The organism is bacterium (assembly GCA_035527515.1).
Classification (GTDB): Bacteria; B130-G9; B130-G9; order B130-G9; family B130-G9; genus B130-G9.
The window spans coordinates 25,479-45,681 of the sequence record DATLAJ010000167.1 but is presented as its reverse complement, the minus strand read 5'-3'; the positions used below and the strand labels follow the sequence as shown (position 1 = coordinate 45,681).

The window sequence follows — 20,203 nt, the reverse complement described above, 5'->3', positions numbered from 1 at the left end:
GGCACTCGCGACACCGAGAAGCCCTCGATTAGTAGTTTTTGGAGCACATACTTGGTCAGATCGCGTATTCGCAAGACGCAGATGCAGCCCTTATACCATGAGCCGAGAATCTCACCGCGCCTGATGTGGTGCAGAAGGGGGGTCTGGGACTTCGTTCCGCTGGATGAATAGTTCGGATTGTCGCGGGATGATGATATTCATGGTGTGTGGGTTAGTGAGAGTGTAGCGTCATTAGCGTCATCCTTAGCGTCATAGCTTCTTCGCAGCCGTGCGGCTGTGTTCCCGGCATGGTATGACGCTACTGACGCTAAAAAGCGCAAGACTTACCACTAGGGTGTATGACGCTATATTTATGTAGTACTTCACGAGTCTGCTTTTTGAGAAAAAGAAAGAGTACATATAACTTAATAGGTGTAGTGGTAAGTGTTGGTAAAAGTAGCGTCATTAGCGTCATGTTTCGTTGAGTCATAGGCCGTGTGGCTTTGCTGAAGCTATGACGCTAACCGAAAACCTTAGCGTCATTAGCGTCATTAGCGTCATCTTTTGGAACGGTGTTGTCGTTGTCGGTTTCTGAGTTGACCCAGTCGGGTTGAGACGAGTCTTGGTCGAGCCAAAGGCGGATAATTCGTCGTGTGCCAGGTGTGCTTCGATAGTAGATACCGGCATGTTCAAGAGGTCGTTGGAGTATGTTGAGTCGTCTGGACATTCTGGTGGCGTCTATGGGCCAGGTCTTGGGCGGACGCTGAGGGTCGTATCCAGCGTATGTGGTCAAAGTCTCAAAGAGCTCTGTTGGCGTGCCGCGGAACTCGTCGTTGACTGAGAGATAGTCAACTATGGTTGTGGAGAGGATGTCGGTTTTTACGATGTCTGCGAGGTTCTCGCGTGCGTTCATGGAATAGGCTTCATAGAACTCAGCGTCTTTACGTCCGAGCGCTCTGGTAAGGGCGACGCCCCATTGGGCTGCATCAGCCATTCTACATGGTTCTGTGAGTGTGATCTTGGGGTAGTGCACCATGGCCTTGCTGATCAGGTCGAGCAGTGCGCCGAAGATGCGTGGCTTGGCGAGTAGAAAGCGTTTTCGGAAGGATGATTCTGCTTCAGGATTGTTCAGTATTTTGAGATGGATTGATAGACATCGGTCGAGGAGGTCGGGTTGTTGCACGACGTTGGAAATGCCGGTCAAGATAAAGACGGGCTGAAATGCTCGGACAACATCATCGTCATCCGTGTAGTTTTTGCGTTTGGTGTCGGCTGTGCCGGTGATGGCGGAGCTAATGAAGTCTGATAGGGGGATTTTGATGTAGCTGAGATTGTCGAGTATAACGACCCGGTTGTGACAGCAATAGTGAGTGAGGCTGTCGAGGTCATGTGAATCCCTGCATATAGAGGCGGAACTAGGGTCGATGAGTTCTCGCAGGACCAATGACGCATTTGTCTTACCGCTGCCTTCGGTCCCGCTGAGTATGAGGGCGAACGCGGGCCGTTGGGCTAGGACAATGCCACCTACGAGAAACGTCAGGACGAGTAACCGGTGTTTCTCTGTTGTGTCGTCATCTCCGAGTTGGGGCAGGAAGTCCCACAGTTCATTGATGTCGCCGCCTGGGACGGGTTTGGACTGAGGCTTCATGTGTTTATAGCGTCTGAATATGGGGTGCGGCATCTTTTCAAACTGCCATCCAGAGGGTCTGATAGAGACGGTGAGCCAGTCGTGGCTGAGTAAGTCGTATCGGACGCAGCGGGAGTCAGGTTCGGTCATGACGCGGTTGTGCAATATGCGCATCCCGGTAATTGTCGTCTCGAGGGCTTGGCAAACATCGCCGATGGTTCGTCTGCCAGCGGGCTTGTCGTGAGAGTGACGCAAGAATAATTGGCCGAGGTCCCTGGTGATTACGCGACTGGCGACGGGGGCGATCTGAGTATGGGTCGTTTGAGGGAACTCAGCATATGCTTCGCCGAACTGGTCTTCAAATATGACGTATCGCTTTCGGGCCAACTTGAAGAGGATTGTCTTGTCAGGAACTTTGGGGTCTTTTCCGGGCTTCTTAAGGGGGTTCTCAACAGGTTTTCCGACCTTGCCTGCTGCAGCGACTCGCTCGCGCCACCATTTGTCTAGGTCCCGGCCCTTGCAGACGAAGTCGCTTACATCGTGGACATCCTCGGGGAGGCGAAAGACCTGGAGGTTGGAGAACAAGCCTTGCCATTTTTTGACCATGTCCTCGCCGGCGTCATCGTTATCGGGTAGGAGGATGACGCGCTCGAACTTCTTGATTAGCGCGTTGAGCTCGCTGCTGATTCTCGTAGTCGTGCCTAACGCCGCGACGGACACGCCGACCTGTTGAGAGACCAGCATAGCGTCAAATTCGCCTTCCGTGATTGCAAGCACCTGGCGGTCGCCGGCCAGATAGAAGAGGCTGCGATCGCTATGCTTGACGGCTTGATACTTTTTCTCTTTACCTTGCGGGTTCAAGCGTCTGACGTTGATAGATGTGACCTTGCCGTTCACGAATGAGGGGATGGTTACACCTGCGATGACTGTCGCGTCGTCGAGCCCGAATGGGCGTTGGCGGTCATTGTATCCGAGGCACATCCGCTCGATTGTCTTATCCTTCAAGGCGCGTGCATGGAGGTAGTCGAGGCCAGGCTTGCCCTCGTCGCTCCAGATGTGAGCCTTACAGCTTTGGACGAGCTCACCAGCGACCTTCTGCCAGGCGAGGCGCTGCTTGGCGCTTAGTTTATGTGGTGAGGTGGGCGTTGGCGGCGGGGTGTCACCAACGTAGTCCCTCGCTTCTTTGAAGCTCAGGCCTCGCTTCTCTTGGAGGTAGGCGATGGTGTCGCCGTGCTTTTCGCACTTCCTACACGCCCAGTAGTCTTTCCCGTTGTGATTCAGTTGAACTCTGAAACGGTCTTTGCCTCCGCAGAATGGACACGGCCCGTGGTATTCGTCGTGAGAGATGCGCTTTAGTTTGGTGTCTCCACTTACGATGTCGAGAAGGTTCATAGTGCCTCCCGTATGGCCATGAACTGACCGCAGACCTGCACAAGCGCTGATAGAAGAGCTTGATCGCTGGTGTCCCAGATGAGTTGACGAAAAAGATACAAGCCGTCGCCAAGGGCGGTGACCCACGTGGTGCTGATGTCGCATGACTCAGGGTTGATACAGAGGTTGAGCAGGTATTGCACTTGACAGCGCCGACAGCACTGGGATAACGTGCCGGTGCTGTTTAACTGGGCCGTCGTCAGGTTGCGAGTCTGAGGGCGGACCGATACTTTTCGCTGAGTCATTCCTCGGCTCCTACCTTCTGACGTTTCCCTGTGGCCAGTTGATAGGCGTTCAAGGATTCCCCATCGGGGCCAACGAGCGGCATGAGTTTCAGCCTTTGCTCTTTGTGAAGCTTGCGCCTCGAGGCCTTTCTGCGGCGGTTCTTGCGCTGCATGTTATCTCCTGCTTTGTGTGTCGCCTGCCTGCCCAGTCGGCTTGACGCGGTTTCGTTCCAAAATGTGATCGAGCTCACGGATGTCGAATCTCAAGGACCCGTTCAACCGTGAGAATGGCAACCTGCGGAGGCGGACTCGCTCGTAGAGACCTTTCGCGGACATGCCTAAATAGAGGGCGGCCTCAGCGGTGTTCAACCAACGGCGCGCGGGGCCTTGCATGATCAATTTTCTGGACATCTCTTCTCCTTTGCATCCAGCTAAGTTTGATAATTTCCGATGTCGTGCTTGACATGCCCTAACACTACTTGGTATAGTTGGGTCTATGAATCAGCAGCGCACAAAAGCATTCTTAGAACGGCTCTACGGCTGTGAGCCGGCGCATTTGGCCTCCTGCGATGAGCACAGCGATGGCGACTTTTATGCTAGAGCTCGAGGGGCGGGGGAGCGGGTGCTGAAGCGCTATGGTCGGCCGGGCAACTGGGTGCCTATCAGGGTTCGAATCGCGCAGCCAATTGAGGGAGATGACGACCCGGAGCTGCGTGAGTTTGTCGATGGGCTGTTTTCTCGGACGGTCTGGTTGCAATGCGTGGGAGGTTCGGAGCCTCGGGGGAGACTTCTGGCTGAGGGTGGGGACCGGTGTGGTGCGGGCTTCCGTAAGATAGTTTTGAAAACGGTGGAGCCGAGTGATGTTGTGCTGGCGCTTCAGGTTTCTCGGGAGGGGCCTGGGGATGTCTCACGGGAGCCTGACGTGGAGCTTCTGGACGAAGCGTATTGCGATCGTCATTTGCGGGAGGGTTTCATTAAGCGATCGTTAGTGCCGAGCTTGGGGCGTCGGTTGGGGAGGTTGGGGACCGATCGTGAGCTTTGGGATAAGGCGGTGGACGAGGCTTGGACGGCGGCAGAAGGCTGGGATGTCCCCGATCGAGAGACGGAGCGAAAGCGGTTTCTCGGTTTTCTCGAGCGGGTCGAGGCGCCTTTGCAGGAAGGTCTGGCCGTCGAACGTGCCAATCGGCTGTTCCCGAAGTACCGCTTTAACGCGCGAGGCGGGCGACCTGGGCTGTCTTGGCGGATGCAGAGGAAGGAGATGGTTGCGCTAAGAAGAGCTGCGATGCGATATTTGAAAGCGAGGGATGTAAATGGTGAAGAATGAAGGCCCGAAGCATCGAGGCTTGCGATTGAGAAGCGGTCTGTGGTGGATCGACGTGCAAGTTGCAGGTCATCGCGTGCGGCAAAGCACGGGCACAAGCTCCTTCACAGCGGCCAAGATGATTCTTCAACGCTGCCGGAGTGAATTAGCGAGACAAGAACACCTTGGGGAGCGGCCACGTCGCAGGGTTACTGTAAAAAAGCTTGTTGCGTCCTACCTCGGGAGACCTTCGCCGAATAGTCGGGACCGAGTGAGTGCAAAGCCGATTGTGAGGTTCTTTGGCGAGAACCGACAAGTGGCAGACATTCAGACAGCGGACATCCTGGGTTATCGGAAATGGAGGTTGGGGCAACCGAAGCAAATCGGTGGAGGGGATCTAAGCAACGCGTGTGTCAACCGCGAAGTGCAATTTTTGCGGGCCGCGTTCAATTATGGTCTGCAATCAGGCTTGGCGCGACACAACCCGGCAGCGGGCCTCGGGGCATTGCCGGAACAGTCACGGCTTCGCATTGCGACTCGCAACGAGATTCAAGCCTTGCTTGACGCCGCTTCAGACGGCCCGGGCTATTTGAGGCCGCTTCTTCTATGCGCGATTTATACAGCGGCCCGGAAGTCTGAGTTGCTTTCGCTTCAATGGGCGGACGTTGATTTTCAGCGTCGTGTACTTTGGATTCGGGAATCTAAGACAAATACAAGCCGATATGTTCCCGCGAATCAAACGGTCATCGAAGCCTTGCAGAGCCTGCCCAAAAACGGGGAGCTGGTATTCGGCGTCGGGGAGATCAAGAACCAATTCAGAACAGCACTGAAGCGCGCAGGCCTTGAGAAGGCGGGCATCAGGTTTCACGATCTTCGCCATTTTGGGGCCTCGCTGATGGCTGAAGGAGGCGCCGATACGCACACCCTACGCTCAATTCTTGGCCATACGTCGTTGAAGATGACCGCGACTTATGTTCACATTTCCCAAGCTCGATTGCACAGGGCGGTTGACAAGTTGCCCGTCATAGGTCGAAAAGCCGATGACGAAGGTTTGCAGAATGAGACGGCCCAATCAGAAGTAATGGCACAATAGCGGCACAGCACGTTTTCAGCGTTCCTAGCTGCCGCTTATAGGCGGCTCCTTCGACGGTAGTCTTTGGTCTTGAAAACCGCAGACCGAAAGGTCCGTGGGTTCGAATCCTACCCCCTCCGACAGCGAGCCGCGCTCGACTTTCGAGGCACGAGGTCATTAGAATGGAGCATTGCTTGCTGGATTCGGACAAGCTCAGGAAGGCACTGGGATGACTAAGAAGCAGATTAGGCAAGGGAGAGATTTAGAAACTGATTATGGGTCGATCCTTGGCGATATATCGAGCGTAATTGATGCCGCCAGGAGATCGGCAGCCCGTTCGGTCAATTCCATCATGACGGCTGCTTATTGGCTGATAGGCCGGCGCATCGTGGAGTTCGAGCAGTCGGGAGAAAAGCGAGCTGGATATGGAGAGAAGCTGCTTGAGCGGCTAGCGGATGATCTGACTACGAGGTTCGGGCGCGGCTTCTCCTATCCGAATCTGAATAAGTTTCGCCAGTTTTACCTGGCCTATCCTCAGGAGAACATCCTCTCGACAGTGTCAATAGAATCAAGCAGCCCAATTCTCTCGACACTGTCGATAGAATCGAATCAGCAAAATCACCAGACATTGTCTGAAAAATCGCAGGCCTTGCCTGGGCTGCATAGATCAGAGGTGATTCTTCAAACACTGTCCGAGGAATCGCGATCATCCACTGCCGAGGTTGTCCTGCACTATGCGGCTGCGTGCTTCCCGTTACCCTGGTCAGCATATGTCCGGCTGCTCTCAGTCAAGAACGAGAATGCGCGGCCCTTCTATGAGACCGAAGCCCTGCGTGGTGGCTGGTCGGTGAGGCAACTCAATCGACAGATCAACTCCCAGTTCTATGAGCGCACGGCTCTATCTCGAAACAAAGCCGCCATGCTGAGCAAGGGGCAAGAGGCCCAAGCAGAAGATGTGGTCCGGCCTGAGGAAGAGATCAAGGATCCGTATGTGCTGGAGTTTCTCGCGCTCAAGGATGAGTACTCCGAGAGCGATCTGGAAGAGGCCCTCATCCGGCATCTGGAGACCTTCCTCCTCGAACTTGGCGGCGACTTCTGCTTCATCGGCAGGCAGAAGCGCTTGCGCATCGGCGACGAGTGGTATCGCGTCGATCTTGTCTTCTTCCATCGTCGTTTGCGGTGTCTGGTGATCATCGATCTCAAGATCGGCAAGTTCACGCACGCCGACGCCGGCCAGATGCACCTCTATCTCAATTACGCCCGTGAGCAATGGGTGCGCGAGGGTGAGAATCCTCCTGTTGGCTTGATCCTCTGTGCCCAGAAGAACGAGGCGGTCGCCCGATACGCACTGGAGGGACTCCCGAACAAGGTGATGGCCTCGGAGTACCGGACGGTCTTGCCAGACGAGAAGCAACTGGCCACCGAGATCCAGCGCACACAGGCTATCCTACATGCCCGAAACAGCACCGCTCTTCCTTCTGTGGGAGAGGGTGGATCGAAGAAGCACGCGAAGAAGGAACTAAGCACAACCTGCGAGGAGGGGGAACAGACGTGATCCCCAAGGAATGCAAGCGTCTCGCTGAGGTGGATTTCCCGATTGCGGAAGTGTCGAGACACGCGCTGCGAGAGAAGTCTATCCGGCACGGGCGGCCGGGCAACTGGTTCTTACAGGCCTGTCTCTAGTCTCAGGGCCAGTGCGGTGGGAAGCCCTGCTGCGCAGATTTTCTGCTGCGTTCTCTTGAAATCGTAGGCGACCCGCTTGACTGAGACCGTCTGCGCCTCGTCATCCCATTCGGCGTAGCAGGCTTTGTTGGTGCCGTCCCTGGGCTGCCCCACGCTGCCAACGTTGATGATGTACTTGTCGTTGGTGTTGTAAGTTATCGTCGATTGTTCCTGACAGTGAATGATGTCGATGGCTCCGTCCGGGGCCTCAACGATGAAGATCGGCTGATGAGAATGCCCCACAAAACACAGCGGAGTTCTCATTACGGAGAACGCCATTTTGGCGAAACCGTAGGTTATGATGTAGTGCCACTCGGAGGGCTCAAACGGCGAGGCGTGCGTGAACGTTGCTATCCCTTTGCTGATCAGTATCCTGTCCTTCAACCTTTGCAGGCCGTTCCAGCCATCCTTGGTCAGATGGTCTCTCGTCCAGAGTATCGCCTCGGTGGCGACGATGTTGAATAGCTCTATCTCGGTGAGGCCGAGCACGCCGTAATCGTGGTTTCCAAGCACTGAGACGAAAGCCACCTGGGTGGTCAGATCGATACAGCGGTTTGGGTCAGGGCCGTAGCCGATGATGTCGCCGAGCGAGACTATCCTGTATTCCCCGTTTGCAGAAGCCTTGATCTGGGCGAGGACGGCCTCAAAGGCTTCGAGGTTGCCATGCACATCTGAGATGACGAAGTATTTCACGGCTGCTCGCCGGACGCCGCGTGCCCTTCCGCCCCAACGAGTCCGAGCTCCTTCACCTTGTCCAGCACACCATTTATGAACGCCGACGCCTCCTTGGAACTGAAGTGCTTGGCCAGCCGAACCGCCTCATCTATTGCGATAGCGGGCGCCGTGCCGAAATATAACAGCTCGAACGCGCCGAGTCGCAATATCGCAAGATCGACCGGTAGTATTCTCTCGAGCGACCAATGCTCTGAGACCTGTCGCAGAAGTGAATCTATGCTCTCGATGTTCGCTGCCGTCCCACTGACGAACTCCTCTGCGAAGGCTCTGGTCTCGCTGTTGACAGGGTGGGCCGCAAAATACGGCTTCAAAGCCTCCTCAACAGGGCCGCCGACCGCGTCCAACTGGTATATAAGCTGTATAGCTATCTCCCTCGCCTTGTGCTTATTTCCCATGCTAGGAACCTCGGCAGGCGGAAGGATGAAGGATGAAGGATGAAGGCGGAGGAGGGCTGTTCGCCAACTGCCAACTGCCAACTGCCAACTGCCAACCGCAGATTTGTCCCGAGTCGCGGTCCATTGTCAGGAACGTTCTTTAAGCGTCTTGTAGAGATTCACCATCTCAATCGCAGAAAGGGCGGCGTCAAAGCCCTTGTTGCCGGCCTTTGCGCCAGCCCGCTCGATCGCCTGCTCTATCGTGTCGCACGTAAGGACGCCAAAGACCACCGGGATTCCGCTGTTTAGCGAGACCGTCGCTATCGCGCGCGCGACCTGCGAGGAGACATGGTCGAAATGCGGCGTTGCGCCTCGGATGACAGCGCCCAGACAGATGATTGCGTCGTTAGTCTTTCTCTCGGCCAGCATTCGAGCAACGCTCGCAATCTCGAGCGCCCCGGGCACCCACACGACCTCGATGTCATCTTCCTCAACGTTGTGCCGCACGAGGCAATCCCGAGCGCCCGAGACCAGTTTTTGCGTAATGAACTCGTTGAAGCGAGCAGCAATGATTCCGATCTTGATCCCTTTGCCGTCGATTATCCCGTATTTTTCTATCATCATTCTCCCCTCGGTTCATTGATGATGATCCACGAAGAACACGAAAACACACGAAGAAAGAGCTTAGTGGCGCTTCGTGTCCTTAGTGGATGGCTCATAATATATCGCCAACTATCAACATGCTATCATACCTTCGTCAGGAGATGGCCCATCTTGGACCGTTTTACCTTTAGATAACCCTTGTTCTCTTCGTTCGGAGCAATCTCAAGCGGTATGCGCTCGACAGTCTCAAGCCCGTAACCTTGAAGCGCTATGAGCTTGACGGGGTTGTTGGTCAACAGTCGCATTTTCTTGACGCCGAGATGACGGAGTATCTGTGCTCCCATGCCATAGTCTCGCTTGTCAGGCGGAAAGCCGAGCGCCAAATTGGCCTCGACCGTGTCCTGGCCCTTGTCCTGAAGCTCGTAGGCGCGCAGCTTGTTGTGAAGACCGATGCCCCGGCCCTCTTGCCGCAAGTAAAGTAACACGCCCACGCCCGCCTTCGCGATAATCCGCATCGCCATCTCGAGCTGGTCTCCGCAATCACACCTCATGGACTTGAACACCTCACCCGTGAGGCACTGGGAATGGACGCGGACAAGAACGCTCTCCTGATGCTGTATGTCGCCCATCACAAGCGCCAAGTGATACTGGTCCCGAAGCGTATCTCGATACGTGAGACAAGTGAACTCACCATACCTAGTCGGCAGCCTGGTCTTCGACACCCGCTCCACAAGCATCTCACGCTTGAGCCTGTATCTGATCAGGTCCTGAACTGTAACGATCGGTATATTGTGCTTCTTGCGAAACTGCACAAGGTCCGGAACGCGTGCCATCGTCCCATCATTCTTCATTATCTCGCATATCACACCCGCCGGATACAGCCCAGCAAGGCGTGTAAGGTCAACGGCTGCCTCGGTCTGGCCAGTGCGGACCAAGACGCCTCCTGGCCTCGCACGAAGCGGGAAGACATGGCCCGGAACAACTATATCGTCCCTGCCTTTACTCGGGTCTGCGAGCACTCTGATGGCCAGCGCTCTGTCCGCAGCAGAGATGCCCGTCGTGACGCCATGAGCCGCATCAACGGAGACTGTGAAGGCAGTGCCAAAGGGCGCTTTGTTGTGCTCCGTCATCTGCGCAAGCCCCAGCTCGTCGAGTCGCTCTCCGAGCATCGGCACGCAGATAAGCCCACGGCCGAACCTCGCCATGAAGTTCACCGTCTCGGGCGTTACTCTCTCCGCAGCACATGTCAGATCACCCTCGTTCTCTCGGTCCTCGTCGTCAGCAACGATGACCATCCGGCCCGCAGCTATCTCGGCAATAGCCCTCTCGATTGTGTCGAAGGCCGTCTTCGTGACTTCTCCTGCATCCACGTTATCCATATCAAAAGCCCTTATGTCCCAATCTAATCCGCTACATGAATCCGTGTTCTTTCAAGAACTCAACACTCATCTTGCCCTTTAGGCTCCCCCCAATTTCCCCCGGCAAGTAAGACTGTAAGCACTTCAAGACATACTTGGCAAGAACGTCAAACTCAAGGTTCACTTGCTCGCCAACGCTCAGACCACCGAGCGACGTCCGCTCGAGAGTGTGGGGAATCATGGCCACACTGAAGCTGCCGCTGCCGCACTCTGCCACCGTGAGGCTAACGCCGTCAACACAGACCGAGCCTTTCTCCACGACTAGCCTGTCCCATCGCCCGGAGTGCTCCACAAACAGCACTGCCTCTCCGCCCTTCTTCTCAAAAGACGCGACCCTGCCAACCTCATCAACGTGCCCCTGCACGATGTGCCCGCCAAGCCGGTCCCCGAGCCTCAACGCGCGCTCGAGATTGACCCGAGCCCCGACCGGCAGCGCACCGAACTTGCTCCGCTGAAACGTCTCCGAGGAGACGAAGACCCCAAACTCGGCCCGGCCAACATCCGTTACCGTTACGCACACGCCAGAGACCGAGATGCTGTCGCCGACCTGGGTGTCCTCAAACGGCGAGCTGACAGCAACGCCCAATCGGTCCTCGCCTCGTCTGACGATACTTCTGATGACTCCTACTGTCTCAACTAGTCCCGCAAACATTTTTCCTCCACGTTGACCAATTGCATAATAAGTAGATCGAGGCAAGTTGACGAGTCGTATCTTCTACATGGGTGTGAATCTATATTGTTAGGTATGGTTATATAGGAGGGTGGTTGTTGTTTGGTTTAGAGGAATAACAGGCCTTCTGAAGGCGAGCTCCGTTTCGGTGCGAGGCGACCAATTGCGTTCGCCGGTAAAAAGAGCTATGGGTGCCCAGACACTGGGTCGAGGCGACCAATTGCGTTCGCCGGCAAAAAGACTAAGGGGAGCGGAGACACTCCGCCTGAAGGCGAGCTCGGCACGTGCGAGCCGACCAGGTGCGCCCGGGTCAGAAAGAGCTATCCGAGTGCCGTGGGCACTCCGCCGAGCAGGGCTAAGACCTCAGAAAGGATTGTCTCGGCTAGCTCCCGCTTGGCCATAGGCTCAAGCGCCCTGACCTTCCCATCGGGCCACAAGAGCGTGGCGGTATTCACGTCCACCTCGAGGCCGGAGTTTTTAAGCGAGACGTCGTTGGCGACGATGAAGTCCAGGTTCTTCTCGAACAGTTTCTGCCTCGCGTTCTCCACGATGTTCTCGGTCTCGGCCGCAAAACCAACGACCACCTGCCCCTTTGCCCTTGCCTGGCTGACCTCGGCCAACACGTCAGCCGTCCGAGAGAGCTCGAGAGAGAGTCCCTCGGGGCCCTTCTTGAGCTTCTGTTGCGCCGGGGCCTGGGGCGTGTAGTCGGAGACGGCAGCAGCCATGATCACAGCATGCTGCCCGGGCAGCGCGTCGAGGACGGCTTCCCGCATCTGTTCAGCGGAAATTACCTTTCTCACCTCAACCCCATGCGGCGCCTCAATACTCGTAGGCCCCGCAACTAGCGTAACCTTCGCGCCTCGTGCGGCTGCTGACCTTGCCAGCGCAAAACCCATCTTCCCTGATGAGCGGTTCGAGATGAACCTGATCGGGTCGATCATCTCGCGCGTCGGGCCTGCCGAGATCAACACGTTCAGTCCTTTTAGGTCGAGACCAAACCTCGCGACCGCGGAAACTGCATCGACGATCGTCTCTGGGTCCGACATCCTGCCCTTGCCGGAGGTCCCGCACGCCAGCTCGCCCGCCTCGGGACCAATGAACGAGGCGCCGATCTGGCGGAGTTTCTTGATGTTCTCCTGGACGATAGGATGCGCATACATGCGGGAGTTCATCGCGGGTGCGATGATCACGGGACACTCGCACGAGATGAAGGTAGTGGACAGAAGGTCGTCCGCCACGCCGCCTGCGAACTTAGCGATGATGTTGGCCGTGGCGGGGGCAATGAGCAACACGTCCGCCCAGTCTGAGAGCGAGATATGGCCGATCTGGTCGCTGCGGGCAGCGGCAAACATCTCCACGTAAACTGGATGACCGGAGAGGGTCGCCAGCGTCTCGACGCCGATGAACCTCGCCCCGTTCTCCGTCAGCAGAACCTTAACATCCAGCCCGCGCTTCGTGAGAAGTCGCACTATCTCGGCGGACTTATAGGCCGCTATGCTGCCCGTCACCCCGAGGAGGATATTGCCCGAAGGCGCGTCATTTGCGGTCATCATCTCCTGGCATGTCCTCAACAATCATGTGGCTGAAGAGCGTTCATATATGACCTTCCCCTCAAGCCAGGCCGGCCGCGCCACTGTGCCGGCATCTGGCGGTCCAGCTCAAACTCGTCCGGTGTAAGCACAATGATGTCTATTGCCAGTTCCAATCCCTCAAGAGCCCCATCCGTCTCAACCATCAACCTTCGACGCTTACCTTTGATGGGACAGGCAACGAGAATATCAACATCGCCCCGGTCATCCGACTTCCCGCGTGCATGAGAGCCGAACAGAATGATTCGCTCCGGCCGAAACCGCGCCACAAGACGTTTCGTGATGTCGGTCAGAATTCGCTCGCTAATCATGTCTTAACATCCATTGGCATCCGCTCTTCGCTCACCGGACATGCGAAAACCTGCACGGGAGCTTAACAAACTATTCCGCATGACCAGGCTCGTATGATTTGGGCCGTCTTTACGTCTAGAGACCGCTATGTTCATCCATCGCGCTTCATTAGAACAGTGAATCCTTCCTGCTCGAAATGATGATCATTCGTCAAGACCCTTGTCAATGACTCGGCTCTCATGACGTTCATTGAGATACAATCGGTCAAGCTGTATTTCTTGTCAGCTCTTTGCTCAAACAGGTCAAGACCGGATAGAAATGACTCCCTGGTTTGGGGGATTACTCTAATGTTTGGGTTCTTCATTATGGCTCGGACCATCTTCACGGCCTGTGAACGAGTGTACTTCAATGCGGAAAGCGCATTCAAGAACTCCGTAAGGACCTCATCTGTTGTGATGATGTATATCTCGCCGAGTATCTCCCGGACTTCCACCGCTATACGATGCCATGTGTCGCCAGGCCTCGCCCTGGCAATCCAGTAGAGAGTGTTCGCGAAAACGCTGTTACCGCTTTGGAGTTCCATACAGATAATGATCCAGATTGTCGGTCAGATCGTCTGGGAGCTTGTCCCATTCCTCCTGCGGAACCTCCTTCGCAAGCTCCTCCAGGATTTCCTCGATTGGCCTGGCTGTGCGGTCGTATTGACGTTCTTCAGAAACGAAACTCATCTCCACAACCTTGGTCACTCGGAGCAGCTTCCCCCGGGCCGAGTACTCGCCGAGCCCTCTCACATGCAGAGGACGTGTTTTATGCTCCTTTAGAGCGGTTGTAACCTGTTCTTCCTGTTCAGGTGTGAAGGCAGCAGTGATTCTAGTGTCTTTTCCAGCTAAGATCTGGAATCGCGACTGCCGAACATCTGCTTCAAAGACCTCACCCGAGAAATCCACGAAAGCTTCGTGCGGATTCTCAAGATAGCCTCGCAGCTTATGTCTTTGATCAGATGTCATGCGCGCAGGCTCTTTATCGCTGATATGCAGTTCTATTGCCTCATCGTCTCCAAGCGTCTGCCCCCATTTGGCGTACTCGTCCAGCAATTCCCTGGACATGTCTTTAGGCAAAGGTGAATCGGCTTCCAAAGCCATCAGTAGGTCATGGGCCGTGTTCAAAGCCTTCGTAAGTTCCGGGGCCTGTTCTTCCCACAACACGCCCTGCAGTTCCTTTTCAATATAGACCTCAAGGGGGGCAACTGCGCTTCCCTTTTCGATCTTCCTGAGATAAAGGCGCACACGCTCTTCGAAATGCGCTGGAAGATGCCTACCGTCCGGCTTCGCCGCCAGCCAAAGCGCTTTCGCAGTTTCCGCCATCATTCGTTGAAACTGGATCAGTTCGGTCAAAGCATCCAGGTCCAAGGCGTTGTCCCTGAATCGCTCGCCCTTGAAAACTAGCCTCGCCAGCTCTTTCCACTTTCCAGACATACTATTGCCTCAGAGTCGAATGCCGCGCATTGTGCTACCACGAACTCCGAGTTCGAGGGAACACCGACCACGGAATAGCCCGATGCACATCATAGTAGTGAATTGTGAGCAGTTTGGTCAACTCTGATCTGCGCCCATGTCGTGAATCAGCGCCCGATACTTCTTATCAGTCATTCTCGCGCGCTCGGCAGTGATTATGCTCCGGATACAGGAGACTGCCGAATCAACGTCATCATCGACGATAAGGTAGTCATAGCTCTTGCACAGCCGAATCTCTTCCCTCGCACGCGTAAGCCTCCTTGCCACCTCCGCGTCACCCTCGCTCCCTCGACCAACAAGTCGGGCCTTTGTGGAAGCGAATGACGGGCCAACCACAAAAAGCAAGACCGTTCCGGGACATTTTGACCGGACCGTCGTGCCGCCCTGAATGTCTATCTCCAGAAGCACGTCTCGACCGGTGGCCAGGATGTCAAGAACATCTGACGCTCGCGTCCCGTACAAATGCCCATGCACCTCGGCCCATTCAAGCATTCGACCCTGCTTGACTAGCGACTCAAACTCCGCCTGACTGAGAAAATGATAGTCAATGCCGGGCGTCTCTCCCGCCCTAGCCGGACGGGTTGTGCAGGACACATTGAGCCCTATGCGAGTATCGGCCGAGTCCACACGCCGCGACAACGTGGTCTTGCCAGCGCCGGCAGGGCCTGAAAGAACAAAGACAATCCTCCCTTCACGAAGAGATTGAGATAGAGCTCGCTCAATCGAGCCCCTGGCCGACGCTGATGGCATAATTTTCCTACAAGAAGCTTCCCTGGCTACCGCGCCAGCACCCTGCGTGACCTATTTTAACTTGTTCAACAGGGCGTCTCGCGTGAAGCTCGTCTGCCAGACGTGGTCCGTGTCTGTAATAATCAGGGTCTTGGTCCTCTTGCCCTGCGTGGCATCGATCAGCTTGCCTGCCTCGCCAGCCCGCTTCTTGATCTTCCTCGCAGGCGAGGAGTTGAAAGCTATCGCGCCTACGATCCTGGAGCGATCAAGGAAGTTACTCTCCGAATCCTCGAGGATGATGTAGCTCTTTGTCATACTTCAGTCACCTACCTTTCTATTCTAATTGCTCTGTCGCGTGGCACGTTGCCTCGAGCGCCATGCACGCATATATGACCTCAGCTTGTTTATACCTGCAATTGCGTAGTTCATCGTAATAACCGGATTCCTACTCCTCACGAGTCGGGAGATTATGTATCTCAATCTAAAATGAAACCTCCGAAAACACTCGTCCCGAAACCTCTCAACCTCGCCCTCTGTAAGATACAAGTGCCTGAAATGTGGCTCCTGTATCGCGTCCTTTTCAACAAGAAGTCCCAACTCTCTACAAATATCGTAAAGTTTTGTTCCTGGAAAACACCTAGCAAGAATAAACTCTGCAAAATCCCCGTCAAGCTCCAAAGCAAAATCTAGCGTCCTCTGCACACTCTCTGGCGTCTCCCACGGCAGCCCAAGTATGAAGAACATATACGCATCGATCCCAAATTGCCTGCACAGCCCAACGGCGCGACTCGACTGAGCCAACGTGATCCCCTTCTGCATGCGGTCCAGCATCGCCTGGTCGCCGCTCTCTATGCCGAGGCTTATGATGTGACATCCAGACCGCTTCATCCACTCAAGCCGCAACTCGTCCAGCGTATCGACCCGACCGTTGCAGCCCCACCGGATCTTCAGGCCGCGGTCCACAATCCCTCGGCACAACTCGATCACCCACTCCCTGTTTATTGTGAAAGTGTCCGCGTTGAAATAGAACTCGTGGATGTCATGTCGCGAAATACATTCCTCGATCTCCTGTATGATGTTCTCAGGAGAGCGGCTGCGGAGTCTCTTGCCGGAGACGCGCGGCACCAGGCAGTAGATGCAGTTGCTCGGACAGCCCCTCGCGGTCTGGATGACGGTTAAGCGCCTCCTCGTGTCGGGGGAGATGTAGAGGTTATTATCGATGAGGTCCCTTGCTGGAAACGGCAGCCGATCGAGCTCTTCGAGATACTCCGCGTCCCGGGTGCGACCAAATAAGCCATCTTTGCGGAAGGAATAGCCATCTGTCGTCACAAACGAACCGTCGAGAAGGGCTGATATGCGGAAGTCAACCTCGCCCCGATAGATCACATCCAGATCGCCAAACCGCCCGAGAACGTCCTCGTCATAAAGGAAAAGATACCCCCCCTTGGCGACGGTGAGGATGTCCGGGTTGACCGACTTCGCGATCTGGCAGGCCCTAAGGTCCTCAATGACCGTTGGCCCCGTCACGTTCAGCACTAGAACATCGGGTGCTATCGAGCGCACGGCGGCCTCAAATCGCTCCCAATCCCCGCCCGAGGCCGGATAGTCCTCGACAAAACACTCTGCCCCAGATTCCCTCAGTATCGCCGCCGCCTCAAGCAGAACTAGCGGAGGACGCGCGAAACTGATCGCGTGGCTCTCGACAACCGACTGACACCGGTCTTCACGCAGATACAGGCCAGTCGGAGGAACGACAAGCAATACTCGTTTGCTCAACCTCTCACACCCCTAAAGTGCCCATGACTCACCAATTCCAGCTGCGCCTCCACCAATCACAGCTACATCAGTCCTTCTCACCAGACTCCCTATTCCTTCATTATAGCTCACAGTGGCTATCGAGCGTCCCGGTCAAGAATCTCACCAGCCCCACAGCATGCTTAAAGACAAGCATCAGAAGCACAGCATACTTAAACTCAGATGGCTTGACAACGCCTTCGGCCAAGAAGAAGGCCTCTTGTTATCCATGTATTGATGTAAATGCTCTAGTTGTCTTGAGGCTTGTGGTCTGGGGCATACCCCTCACCACAAGCAGGCAGGACAGATGTCCAACATGGCTAACCGCCCTCTGTGTTTGAGGCGCGCCGGCAAGTTCCCTATTGACCTAATATATGCCTGCCCTATACAATATGTTGTGTTAATCCAGTGGCGGTGAGATGTGAACGTCATTGGTTGGTGTTCTCTAACCGGGAAGCGCGTTATTCTCGGGGCGATTCTGGTCTAATGCGCAATATGTAGGAGGCTTGGCTGATGAGGTGTCCATTTTGTGGGGTTACAAAGGACCGCGTCGTAGATTCACGCATGAGCAAAGATGGGGCGATGATCCGAAGACGGCGTGAGTGCTCGGCCTGCCTAAAGCGCTTCACGACGTATGAGGAGATTGAGGACGTTACGTATGTCGTTGTTAAAAAGGACAAGCGGCGGGAGCCGTTCGACAGACAGAAGCTGCTGGCGGGACTGGTGCGGGCGTGCGAGAAGCGCCCAATAGGCACGGTTCAGCTGGAGGAGATCGTCAACGAGGTCGAGCGCCAGTTGCACAGCAAGCCGGAGAAGGAGATATCGACGCACGAGATTGGCGAATACGTAATGGATGAGCTGCGGGCGCTTGATCAGGTCGCATACGTGCGATTTGCGTCGGTTTACAGGGATTTCAAGAGCGCGGACCAGTTTCTAAAGGAGCTGGAGCAGCTGCTACACGCAGAGCACTAGAAAGCCGTTCTTAGGACATAATTCGGAGATAATACATGGATGACAATGAAGTTCTGAAACAATTAATAAAACGAAAGGCGGCGGAACTTTCGAGCGAGATACTCTCCGTGAGGCGCACCATACATCGCAATCCCGAGCTTGCATTTCACGAGCATGAGACCTCTGCCCTTCTGGCGGAGCGGTTAGAGAAGTTCGGCATAAAGGTTCAGCGCGGCGTTGGCGGGACGGGCGTGGTTGGGCGCTTGCAGCCCGAGATTGAGGGAGCCAAGACGGTGGCGATTCGCGCCGACATGGACGCCTTGCCAATACAGGAGGAGACTGGCCTTGAGTTTGCATCACAGCATCCCGGCAAGATGCACGCCTGTGGGCACGACGCCAACTGTGCGATGGCGCTTGGCGCAGCACTCATCCTGAACTCTGAGGAGGTCAAAAAATCGCTCAAGGGCAACGTGCGTATCTTGTTTCAGCCGGCGGAGGAGGCTCCACCGGGCGGCGCGATCAAGATGATCGAGGACGGAGCGCTCGAGAATCCGAAGATCGACGCCATTATCGCCTCACACACGTTCAGCGAGGCGAAGCTCGGCGAGATAGTTTTCCGGGAAGGGCCGATGCTGGCAAGCGCCGACAACTTCGACCTGAAGATCATCGGTAAGGCAGGGCACGGCGCGATGCCTCAGCAGGGCAAGGACGCAATCGTAACATCGGCGGAGGTCATTCTGGGCTACCAGCGGATCGTCAGCAGGCAGATATCGCCGACCACTCCTGCCGTGATCACGATCGGGACGATTCACGGCGGCGACAGGTCAAATATCATCCCGAGCGAGGTCATAATGAAGGGCACCGTCAGGACGCTGGATATGGACGTCCAGAAGACGATCGAGCGGGCGATGCACGAGACCGCTGACGGCATCACCAAATCGGCTGGCTTGAGCTACGAGCTCGACTACCAGAAGGGCTATCCGACGCTTCTGATCGACCCTGACTTGAAGCGGCTAGTCGAGAGGGCGATAGGTGAGTTCGGCGCGGCAAAGTTCGTGGAGATGCCGTCCCCCGAGATGGGTGGCGAGGATTTTGCTTACTACACGCACCACGTGCCAGGCGTTTTCATGTTCTTGGGCGTCGTCTCCGAGACGAATCCTCAATGCCCGCTGCACCATCCCAAATACACGATTGACGAGCGTGTCCTGGGGATAGGCGCCTCGACTATGGCCTGGGTCGCAGCGAGGATACTGGCGGCGGGGTAAAACCGAGAGACGGTGAATGCTAGACCCCCGCGACCTTGTTGAACAGCTGAAACGGCGGTAGGGCAGACAGTCGCTCGAAGTCGTCCTGGAGTATCTTGGCATACGACCAGGATGCGCCCGTTAGCTCCGTCACCTTTTCGCACCATTCGCGCGCAGCCTGCGCCTTGAGCTCAACGTTCGCCGCCCTCATAGTCCTCCTGGCGCCAGCTCTGAACCGCCTGCCGTATTCTTGCCGCAAGTTCCATCAATGCCATCTTGTCATTTCACCAGTAGTCCAATCAGGTCCTCTCTGGACAGTCCGCACTGACTTAGGATCGCGAGTAGTGTTCCCCTTACCGAGGTCATCGTGCAGAGGCACGACGGTTCTGTGAGTCCCTTTTCGGAGACTTACATGACTGCCCCTTCGCCGGACTACAACGAACCCGGCCTTCTTTAGGGCCCGGATCAGTTCCTCGCCAGAAAGAACAGGCAGTTTAGCTGCCAACGGCGATCTCGAGGGGGTATAAAACGACCTCGCTGAGGCTCTCAGGTAGATCTTCATCTCCGAAACTCTCAATATAGAGCTCCACAGCCTCCTTGAGGTTTGCCTGGGCCTCCTCAATTGTCTTCCCCTGGCTCACGACGCCCAACTCGACACAGTGAGCCACGAACCACTTTTCCTCCTTGGTGATCACCGCCGTGAATCTCTTAAACATAGCGCAACCCCTCCAAATACTCGTCCAGATTCCTGAAGTGAAGCGGCTTGCTCCTCATCTCCTGAAGCATCCTGAGGTCCTCAGCATCCTCGAGGCGCTCCAGCATCTCCTGGTATTCGTCAATATCCAGGATAACTGCGACCGGCTTGCCATCTCGCACTATGACTTCCTGCGGCCTCACTTTCGCCCTGTCACTCATATTCTTACCTCCACGAGCTTC

General features: G+C 55.7%; 25 protein-coding genes. 5 read left to right on the top strand and 20 right to left on the bottom strand.

Going from position 1 to position 20,203, the window contains the following annotated elements; all coding sequences use genetic code 11:
• Positions 1-499 precede the first annotated feature (499 nt).
• From VM163_13805 to VM163_13795, 3 genes are read right to left on the bottom strand one after another with little or no spacing between them, the layout of a single operon-like run.
• Positions 500-2,998 (bottom strand): CHC2 zinc finger domain-containing protein, encoded by a 2,499-nt coding sequence (locus VM163_13805; protein HUT04957.1) that lies wholly within the window; start codon positions 2,996-2,998, stop codon positions 500-502.
• Positions 2,995-3,282 (bottom strand): hypothetical protein, encoded by a 288-nt coding sequence (locus tag VM163_13800; GenBank protein ID HUT04956.1) that lies wholly within the window; start codon positions 3,280-3,282, stop codon positions 2,995-2,997. Before VM163_13800 ends, VM163_13805 begins: the two co-directional genes overlap by 4 nt.
• Positions 3,279-3,434, bottom strand: coding sequence for a hypothetical protein (locus tag VM163_13795; GenBank protein HUT04955.1), 156 nt, complete (start codon positions 3,432-3,434; stop codon positions 3,279-3,281). The genes VM163_13800 and VM163_13795 overlap by 4 nt, the downstream gene beginning before the upstream one ends.
• Before the next feature lie 323 nt (positions 3,435-3,757).
• Between VM163_13795 and VM163_13790 the strand changes: the two genes are divergently transcribed.
• From VM163_13790 to VM163_13780, 3 genes are all read left to right on the top strand, one after another.
• Positions 3,758-4,585 (top strand): hypothetical protein, encoded by an 828-nt coding sequence (locus VM163_13790; GenBank protein ID HUT04954.1) that lies wholly within the window; start codon positions 3,758-3,760, stop codon positions 4,583-4,585.
• Positions 4,572-5,654 (top strand): site-specific integrase, encoded by a 1,083-nt coding sequence (locus tag VM163_13785; protein ID HUT04953.1) that lies wholly within the window; start codon positions 4,572-4,574, stop codon positions 5,652-5,654. The genes VM163_13790 and VM163_13785 overlap by 14 nt, the downstream gene beginning before the upstream one ends.
• 208 nt (positions 5,655-5,862) lie before the next feature.
• Positions 5,863-7,188: a PDDEXK nuclease domain-containing protein gene (locus VM163_13780; GenBank protein ID HUT04952.1), complete on the top strand. Its 1,326-nt coding sequence runs from the start codon at positions 5,863-5,865 to the stop codon at positions 7,186-7,188.
• Between the two features lie 110 nt (positions 7,189-7,298).
• On the opposite strand, the gene VM163_13775 is transcribed toward VM163_13780, so the two are convergent.
• The 13 genes from VM163_13775 to VM163_13715 form a co-directional block, all read right to left on the bottom strand.
• Positions 7,299-8,048: a metallophosphoesterase gene (locus VM163_13775; protein HUT04951.1), complete on the bottom strand. Its 750-nt coding sequence runs from the start codon at positions 8,046-8,048 to the stop codon at positions 7,299-7,301.
• Positions 8,045-8,485 carry a transcription antitermination factor NusB gene (gene nusB / locus VM163_13770; GenBank protein ID HUT04950.1) on the bottom strand — a complete coding sequence of 147 codons (441 nt, stop codon included), beginning with the start codon at positions 8,483-8,485 and terminating at the stop codon, positions 8,045-8,047. Before nusB ends, VM163_13775 begins: the two co-directional genes overlap by 4 nt.
• Before the next feature lie 126 nt (positions 8,486-8,611).
• A complete protein-coding gene (gene ribH, locus VM163_13765) occupies positions 8,612-9,085 on the bottom strand; it encodes a 6,7-dimethyl-8-ribityllumazine synthase (GenBank protein HUT04949.1) in 474 nt (157 codons plus the stop codon).
• A gap of 125 nt (positions 9,086-9,210) precedes the next feature.
• A complete protein-coding gene (locus tag VM163_13760) occupies positions 9,211-10,446 on the bottom strand; it encodes a bifunctional 3,4-dihydroxy-2-butanone-4-phosphate synthase/GTP cyclohydrolase II (GenBank protein HUT04948.1) in 1,236 nt (411 codons plus the stop codon).
• A gap of 31 nt (positions 10,447-10,477) precedes the next feature.
• Entirely contained in the window at positions 10,478-11,137 is a 660-nt protein-coding gene (locus tag VM163_13755; GenBank protein ID HUT04947.1) for a riboflavin synthase, read from the bottom strand.
• Between the two features lie 338 nt (positions 11,138-11,475).
• Complete coding sequence (gene coaBC / locus VM163_13750) at positions 11,476-12,708, bottom strand: bifunctional phosphopantothenoylcysteine decarboxylase/phosphopantothenate--cysteine ligase CoaBC (protein HUT04946.1); 1,233 nt, start codon at positions 12,706-12,708, stop codon at positions 11,476-11,478.
• Positions 12,709-12,722: 14 nt separating this feature from the next.
• Positions 12,723-13,055 carry a nucleotidyltransferase domain-containing protein gene (locus VM163_13745; protein ID HUT04945.1) on the bottom strand — a complete coding sequence of 111 codons (333 nt, stop codon included), beginning with the start codon at positions 13,053-13,055 and terminating at the stop codon, positions 12,723-12,725.
• Positions 13,056-13,186: 131 nt separating this feature from the next.
• A complete protein-coding gene (locus VM163_13740; protein ID HUT04944.1) occupies positions 13,187-13,618 on the bottom strand; it encodes a nucleic acid-binding protein in 432 nt (143 codons plus the stop codon).
• Positions 13,599-14,444, bottom strand: a complete 846-nt coding sequence (locus VM163_13735) for a hypothetical protein (GenBank protein ID HUT04943.1) — start codon at positions 14,442-14,444, stop codon at positions 13,599-13,601. The genes VM163_13740 and VM163_13735 overlap by 20 nt, the downstream gene beginning before the upstream one ends.
• Before the next feature lie 183 nt (positions 14,445-14,627).
• A complete protein-coding gene (gmk, locus tag VM163_13730; protein HUT04942.1) occupies positions 14,628-15,299 on the bottom strand; it encodes a guanylate kinase in 672 nt (223 codons plus the stop codon).
• Positions 15,300-15,350: 51 nt separating this feature from the next.
• Entirely contained in the window at positions 15,351-15,593 is a 243-nt protein-coding gene (locus tag VM163_13725; GenBank protein HUT04941.1) for a DUF370 domain-containing protein, read from the bottom strand.
• A gap of 24 nt (positions 15,594-15,617) precedes the next feature.
• Positions 15,618-17,054 carry a radical SAM protein gene (locus VM163_13720; GenBank protein HUT04940.1) on the bottom strand — a complete coding sequence of 479 codons (1,437 nt, stop codon included), beginning with the start codon at positions 17,052-17,054 and terminating at the stop codon, positions 15,618-15,620.
• A 100-nt stretch (positions 17,055-17,154) separates the two neighbouring features.
• On the bottom strand, positions 17,155-17,280 hold the full coding sequence (locus VM163_13715) for a hypothetical protein (GenBank protein ID HUT04939.1): 126 nt from the start codon (positions 17,278-17,280) through the stop codon (positions 17,155-17,157).
• Between the two features lie 305 nt (positions 17,281-17,585).
• On the opposite strand from VM163_13715, the gene nrdR reads away from it, so the two are divergent.
• Positions 17,586-18,044, top strand: coding sequence for a transcriptional regulator NrdR (nrdR, locus tag VM163_13710; protein HUT04938.1), 459 nt, complete (start codon positions 17,586-17,588; stop codon positions 18,042-18,044).
• A 35-nt stretch (positions 18,045-18,079) separates the two neighbouring features.
• Entirely contained in the window at positions 18,080-19,288 is a 1,209-nt protein-coding gene (locus tag VM163_13705; protein HUT04937.1) for a M20 family metallopeptidase, read from the top strand.
• Positions 19,289-19,307: 19 nt separating this feature from the next.
• Here VM163_13705 and VM163_13700 read toward each other — a convergent pair whose 3' ends face one another.
• The 4 genes from VM163_13700 to VM163_13685 are packed head-to-tail and all read right to left on the bottom strand — an operon-like array spanning position 19,308 to position 20,182.
• Positions 19,308-19,478, bottom strand: coding sequence for a hypothetical protein (locus VM163_13700; GenBank protein ID HUT04936.1), 171 nt, complete (start codon positions 19,476-19,478; stop codon positions 19,308-19,310).
• 54 nt (positions 19,479-19,532) lie between these two features.
• The gene (locus VM163_13695) at positions 19,533-19,829 is read right to left on the bottom strand and encodes a type II toxin-antitoxin system HicA family toxin (GenBank protein ID HUT04935.1); all 297 of its coding nucleotides are present in this window, start codon (positions 19,827-19,829) and stop codon (positions 19,533-19,535) included.
• Entirely contained in the window at positions 19,762-19,983 is a 222-nt protein-coding gene (locus tag VM163_13690) for a type II toxin-antitoxin system HicB family antitoxin (protein ID HUT04934.1), read from the bottom strand. The genes VM163_13695 and VM163_13690 overlap by 68 nt, the downstream gene beginning before the upstream one ends.
• A complete protein-coding gene (locus tag VM163_13685) occupies positions 19,976-20,182 on the bottom strand; it encodes a type II toxin-antitoxin system prevent-host-death family antitoxin (protein HUT04933.1) in 207 nt (68 codons plus the stop codon). Before VM163_13685 ends, VM163_13690 begins: the two co-directional genes overlap by 8 nt.
• Between the last annotated feature and the right edge of the window lie 21 nt (positions 20,183-20,203).